The following is a 5,735-nucleotide window of genomic DNA, read 5'->3' on the forward strand; positions in this document are numbered from 1 at the left end:
CCTCGGCCAGGCGGTCGACGTAGAAGCTCACCGGGTCGGCATAGCCTGCGATGATGGTGTCGATCTTGGCTTTCAGGTCGGCCGGCTGCTTGTCGTACTCCAGCAGAGCGCGCGGATGCACGCCGATCTGGCGGGCGATGATGAACTCAAGCCGCGCCAGGCCGATACCCTGGTTGGGAAGCTGGGCGAAGTCGAAGGCACGCTCGGGGTTGCCCACGTTCATCATGATCTTGAGCGGGGCAGGGGGCATGTTGCCCAGGTCGGTGGTGATGACCTCGAAGTCCTGCTTGCCTGCGTAGATGACGCCGGTGTCGCCCTCGGCGCAGGAAACGGTGATCTCGCTGCCGTCCTGCACCAGCTGCATGGCATTGCCCGTGCCCACCACGGCCGGCACGCCCAGCTCGCGGGCGATGATGGCCGCGTGGCAGGTGCGGCCGCCGCGGTTGGTGACGATGGCGGACGCGCGCTTCATGATCGGCTCCCAGTCGGGATCGGTCATGTCGGCCACCAGCACGTCGCCGGCCTGGAACGAGCTCATCTCAGCCAGCGTGCGCACCACGCGCGCCACGCCCGAACCGATCTTGTGGCCGATGGCGCGGCCCTCGCTGATCACTTCGCTGCGCGACAGCAGGTGGTAGCGCTCCACTTCGGTGGCCTTGCCGCGCGAACGCACGGTCTCCGGGCGCGCCTGCACGATGTAGAGCTTGCCGGTGTGTCCGTCTTTCGCCCATTCGATGTCCATCGGGCGGCCGTAGTGCTTCTCGATGGTCAGCGCCTGGCGCGACAGCTCTTCAATGTCGGCGTCGTTGATGGAGAACTTGCCGCGCAGCGCCGCCGGCGTGTCCTCGATGCGCACGCGCTCGCCCGCCTGGTCCGAATACACCATGCGGATCAGCTTCGAACCGATCGTGCGGCGCAGGATGGCCGGCTTGCCCTGTTCCAGGGTGGGCTTGTAGACGTAGAACTCGTCGGGGTTCACGGCGCCCTGGACCACCATCTCGCCCAGGCCGTAGCTGGAAGTGATGAACACCACGTCGCGGAAGCCCGACTCGGTGTCCAGCGTGAACAGCACGCCCGACGCGCCGATGTCCGAACGCACCATCAGCTGCACGCCGGCCGAAAGGAACACGTCCTCGTGCTTGAAGCCGTGGTGCACGCGGTAGGCGATGGCGCGGTCGTTGTAGAGGCTGGCGAAGACTTCCTTCACCTTGCGCACCACGTCTTCTTCCCCGGTGACGTTGAGGAAGGTTTCCTGCTGGCCGGCGAAGCTGGCGTCGGGCAGGTCCTCGGCGGTGGCCGACGAGCGCACCGCGACCGCCAGGGCCTCGTCGCCCGATTCGTCGCGCATGCGCCGGTAGCCGTCGCGGATGGCCTGGTCCAGCGCCGGCTGCAGCGGGGCGTCGATCACCCAGCCGCGGATCTCGCCGCCGGCCCTCACCAGCGCGTCCACGTCTTCCACGTCCAGGTCGGCCAGGCGGTCGAAAATGCGCTGGCTGAGGTTGTTGTGCTCGATGAAGCGCCGGAAGGCGTCGGCCGTGGTGGCGAAGCCGCCGGGCACTGAAACGCCCAGGTGGGCCAGTTGGCCGATCATCTCGCCCAGCGAGGAGTTCTTTCCGCCGACCTGGGCCAGGTCGGAAAGTCGCAGTTCATGCAGCCAGAGGACGTCGGCGTTCAAGGGGGTCTCCGTGCGCTCGGGGTGGGGCGGTGGCCGGATGGCTCGGGCCCGCATACGATGGGTTTCCAGCTGCGTATGATGCGACCCCGGGGCTACCCCATACAAGCTTGAATTATCTGGTTTTTCATGCGCCGGCACGCGGCGCGCAGGACGAGGGCAGGGCATGACGGGCACGCGACCGATTTTCTACGTTTCCGACGGCACCGGAATCACCGCTGAAACCATCGGCCACAGCCTGCTGACCCAGTTCAACGGAGTGGACTTCCAGACCCGCCGCATCGCCTTCGTGGACAGCATCGAGAAGGCCGAAGCCACGGTTTCCGAGATCCGGCGTGCCGGCGAAGCCAACGGCTGCCGGCCCATCGTGGTGAACACCGTGGTGGACCCGGACATCAACGCCCTGCTGGCGGAAAGCGGCGCCCTGATGCTGGACGTGTTCGCCCCGTTCATCAGCCCGCTGGAGCACGAACTGGGCGTCCGGCGCGAGGGCCGGGTGGGCCATGCCCACGGCATGGTGGATTTCGCGGCCTACGAACAGCGCATCAATGCCACCAACTACGCCCTGACCCACGACGACGGCATGGACATCCACTACGACGACGCCGACGTCATCCTGGTGGGCGTGTCGCGCTCGGGCAAAACCCCGACCTGCCTGTACATGGCGCTGCACTACGGCGTGCGCGCCGCGAACTACCCGTTGACCGACGACGACCTGGACTCGGCCGAGCTGCCCAAGCGCCTGCGCCCGCACCGCCGCAAGCTGTTCGGCCTGACCATCGACCCGGTGCGGCTGCAGAAGATCCGCGAGGAGCGCAAGCCCAACTCGCGCTACGCCAAGCTGGCCACCTGCCAGGCCGAGGTGGCCGCGGCCGAGTCGCTGTTCCGCCAGGAGGCCATCCCCGCGCTCAGCACCACCCATACCTCCATCGAGGAAATCGCCGGAAAAGTGCTGGCCCACCAGGGCATCCACCGCCACATGTTCTAGTCACGCGGGGGCAGAAATCCCCGTGCTAGCATCAAAGCATGTCGCTCAGCCCGACCCAGCGCCAAGCCCTTCCCCGCATGACCCGGTTCGCCTGGCTGATGGGGCTTTACGGCGAAAATTACCAGCGCCTGACGCGTATGTTCCAGCCGCAGTCACTGTCCTCGGGCGCCTATGTTTCCCGGGTGCCGGGCGGCCTGGACCTGCTGGTGGAAGTGATCGAACAGCATGCCTACACGGTGGAGCTGCGCCTGAGCTACCGCATGCGCGACGCACAGACCGGCCAGCCCGACCCGTCCGCCTACGTGCGCCTTTATCGCGACGCGCGCCAGGCCGAGGTTACACATTGCTACGTCGGGCGGCACTGGCAGGACGTGTTGGGACTGCACCCCAGCGTGCAGGCCATGGTCAGCCATCGCCTGCGGATGAACGGTTTCCTCAACAAATGGCTGGACTACCTGGACGGGCAGGGGCACGGCCCGCACACCCTGTCCAGCATCGAGCCGGAGGCCGCCGGAGAAAAAAACGTCGCTTGCGCTTGACGAGTCGCCGGCGCATGTCTAAACTTCCGCTTCTTCCTTCGGTGGGGCTATAGCTCAGCTGGGAGAGCGCTACAATGGCATTGTAGAGGTCATCGGTTCGATCCCGATTAGCTCCACCACTTAATTTGCAACACGGTTCAAGTCCCCATCGTCTAGAGGCCTAGGACATTACCCTTTCACGGTAGCGACCGGGGTTCGAATCCCCGTGGGGACGCCAGCTTCAAGCATCAAACAAAAAGCCCGGCCTAGCCGGGCTTTTTGTTTGTGCCGTTGACGGTGCGAAGATGCACCTTCAGCCCGTGTCCGCGAATGCCCGAGTGCCGATGAGCCTGTTGCTGCAACTGATGCCGCTGCCCCTCGCCCCCGCGCATCCGGCGTGGCTGGACGCCGAAGAGCGCGCGCGGCTGGACGGATTCGCGGATGCCCGGCGCGCCGCACAGTTCCTGGCGGGCCATTGCCTGGTCCGCCAGCTGGCCGCGCAGTTCGCAGGCGGCGAGCCGGGGGAGTGGTCGCTGCGCGTGTCTGTGGTCGGTCGGCGTTGCCTGGACCACGCCGGGTTCCCCTCGCTGTTCATCTCCATCACCCACGCCCAAAGCGACGTGGTCGTGGCCGTGGGCACCGGCGCACTGGGCGTGGATGTGGAACAGGCCGGCACGCCGCGCGACTGGTTGGCCCTGGGCCGCGCGATGTTTTCCCCCGAAGAGAACGAAGCCTTGCTGGCGGCCTCCGAAGCGGCGCGGCCGGCGTTGTTCTTGCAGGCCTGGACGCTGAAGGAAGCCTGGGCGAAGCGCAGCGGGCGCGGCCTGCAGCGCACGCAGGCCCGCCGCTGCAGCGCCCAGGCCTGCGATGCCGCGCAGGCCGAGGCCTGGACCTGGCCGCGCCCCGATGGCGGCAGCCTGGCGCTGGCCGCCTGGCCCGGCGCCCGCCTTGGCGCGCTGGGCGTGGACGGCGATCCGCGCGGATGGCGCTACGCGATGGCGCCCGTCCTCATCGACCGTGCTGGCTGAAGGGCGTGCTGCTGCCGTCCCTGTTCACCAGGTACACGGTGTAGGGCTGCACTTCGCCCGAGGGCACTTCCATGCCCGGCGAACCGACCGGCATCCCGGGCACCGTAAGTCCGCGCGCATCCGGGCGCTCCGCCAGCAGGCGCGCCACGTCTTCGACGGGGACGTGGCCTTCGATGAAATAGCCCTCGACGATGGCGGTGTGGCAGGACCCCTTGCCGGCCGGCACGCCGATGGCGAGCTTGAGCGGATTGAGATCCTCGCCGTTGACCACCTCGACGGGATAGCCTGCCTTTTCGACGTGCTTGATCCAGGCACTGCAGCAGCCGCAGGTGGGCGACTTGTGCACCACCAGGCGCGGCAGCGGCGATGCGGCCGGCGACCCTTCCGCGACCAGCGAAGGCGCAGCGGCAGGCGCGGAGGCAGGCGCGGGCGCCTGGGCGACGGGAGCGGGCAGGGAAGCCGCTTCCGGCGGCGCGGCCGGGCTGCAGGCACTGGCGAAGGCGGCCGCAAGGGCAAAAGCGGGCAGGCAGAAGTTCGATTTCATGGGCAACTCCGGGGGCAGGGGAAGGGCCTCAACCGCGACGACGCGGCGGCTGGCCGAAGGAAGGGTCGGTGCTGACGCGGCGGGCCACCGTGCCGGCCGGATGGCGGTACCAGCCCGGGTCGCTGTAGTCGCCGGGCGCCTGGTTGTCGCGCACCTTGACCACGGTGAACATGCCGCCCATTTCGATGTTTCCGAACGGGCCCTTGCCCGCCATCATGGCCAGCGTGTTCTCCGGGCCCTTCATGTGGCCGCTGTCGGTGTGTTCCTGGTGTTCGGACATGCCGTCCTGGCCCATGGCCATGTAGCCCGGCAGCAGGCGCTGGATTTTTTCCTCGACGCCCGACTGGTCCACGCCCAGCGTATTGGGGATGTCGTGGCCCATCGGGCCCATCGTGTGATGCGACATGTGGCAGTGGAAAGCCCAGTCGCCCGGCACGGCCGTGAACTCGATGTCGCGCATCTGGCCCACGCCCACGATCTCCGTCACTTCGCGCCGCCACTGGGCGCGCGGCCAGCGCCCGCCGTCCGAACCGGTCACCTCGAACTGCACGCCGTGCAGGTGGATGGGATGGTTCCACATGCTCAGGTTGCCCACGCGGATGCGCACGCGTTCTCCGCTGCGCGCCACCAGGGTTTCGATGGCCGGATAGACCTTCGAATTGAAAGTCCACAGGTCGAAATCCTGCATCACCGCCGGGTCCGGGCGACGCGTGCCCGGATGCAGGGCGAAGTTGTGCAGGATCAGCGCGTAATCGCGGTCCACCGTGTCGCCGGCCTTGGGATGGATGATGAACAGGCCCATCATGCCCATCGCCATCTGGGTCATTTCATCGGCGTGCGGGTGGTACATGTGCGTACCGTGCTGGCGCAGCGTAAATTCGTAGGCGAAGGTTTCGCCCGGCCCGATCTTGGGCTGCGTGAGCCCGCCCACGCCGTCCATGCCGCTGGGCAGCAACAGGCCGTGCCAGTGGATGGTGGTGGGTTC

At 67.4% G+C, this 5,735-nt stretch carries 6 protein-coding genes and 2 tRNA genes; 5 read left to right on the forward strand and 3 right to left on the reverse strand.

Going from position 1 to position 5,735, the window contains the following annotated elements; translation table 11 throughout:
- On the reverse strand, positions 1-1,675 hold a 1,675-nt coding region (gene ppsA / locus K0M70_RS10925; protein WP_290781891.1), incomplete at its 3' end, for a phosphoenolpyruvate synthase.
- 163 nt (positions 1,676-1,838) lie between these two features.
- Between ppsA and K0M70_RS10930 the strand changes: the two genes are divergently transcribed.
- From K0M70_RS10930 to K0M70_RS10950, 5 genes are all read left to right on the forward strand, one after another.
- Complete coding sequence (locus K0M70_RS10930; protein WP_290781892.1) at positions 1,839-2,660, forward strand: pyruvate, water dikinase regulatory protein; 822 nt, start codon at positions 1,839-1,841, stop codon at positions 2,658-2,660.
- A gap of 38 nt (positions 2,661-2,698) precedes the next feature.
- Positions 2,699-3,199 carry a DUF1249 domain-containing protein gene (locus tag K0M70_RS10935; protein WP_290781893.1) on the forward strand — a complete coding sequence of 167 codons (501 nt, stop codon included), beginning with the start codon at positions 2,699-2,701 and terminating at the stop codon, positions 3,197-3,199.
- Positions 3,200-3,242: 43 nt separating this feature from the next.
- Positions 3,243-3,318: transfer RNA gene (locus tag K0M70_RS10940), tRNA-Ala, on the forward strand.
- Between the two features lie 22 nt (positions 3,319-3,340).
- Positions 3,341-3,416: transfer RNA gene (locus K0M70_RS10945), tRNA-Glu, on the forward strand.
- A gap of 106 nt (positions 3,417-3,522) precedes the next feature.
- Positions 3,523-4,206 (forward strand): 4'-phosphopantetheinyl transferase superfamily protein, encoded by a 684-nt coding sequence (locus tag K0M70_RS10950; RefSeq protein WP_290781894.1) that lies wholly within the window; start codon positions 3,523-3,525, stop codon positions 4,204-4,206.
- On the opposite strand, the gene K0M70_RS10955 is transcribed toward K0M70_RS10950, so the two are convergent.
- Together K0M70_RS10955 and K0M70_RS10960 are read right to left on the reverse strand one after the other, a co-directional pair.
- Positions 4,187-4,750 carry a DUF411 domain-containing protein gene (locus tag K0M70_RS10955; RefSeq protein ID WP_290781895.1) on the reverse strand — a complete coding sequence of 188 codons (564 nt, stop codon included), beginning with the start codon at positions 4,748-4,750 and terminating at the stop codon, positions 4,187-4,189. The genes K0M70_RS10950 and K0M70_RS10955 overlap by 20 nt on opposite strands.
- A 28-nt stretch (positions 4,751-4,778) precedes the next feature.
- A partial coding sequence (locus tag K0M70_RS10960) for a multicopper oxidase domain-containing protein (protein WP_290781896.1) occupies positions 4,779-5,735 on the reverse strand: 957 nt, incomplete at its 5' end.

The sequence above is a fragment of the Arenimonas sp. genome (assembly GCF_019459675.1).
GTDB lineage: Bacteria > Pseudomonadota > Gammaproteobacteria > Xanthomonadales > Xanthomonadaceae > Arenimonas.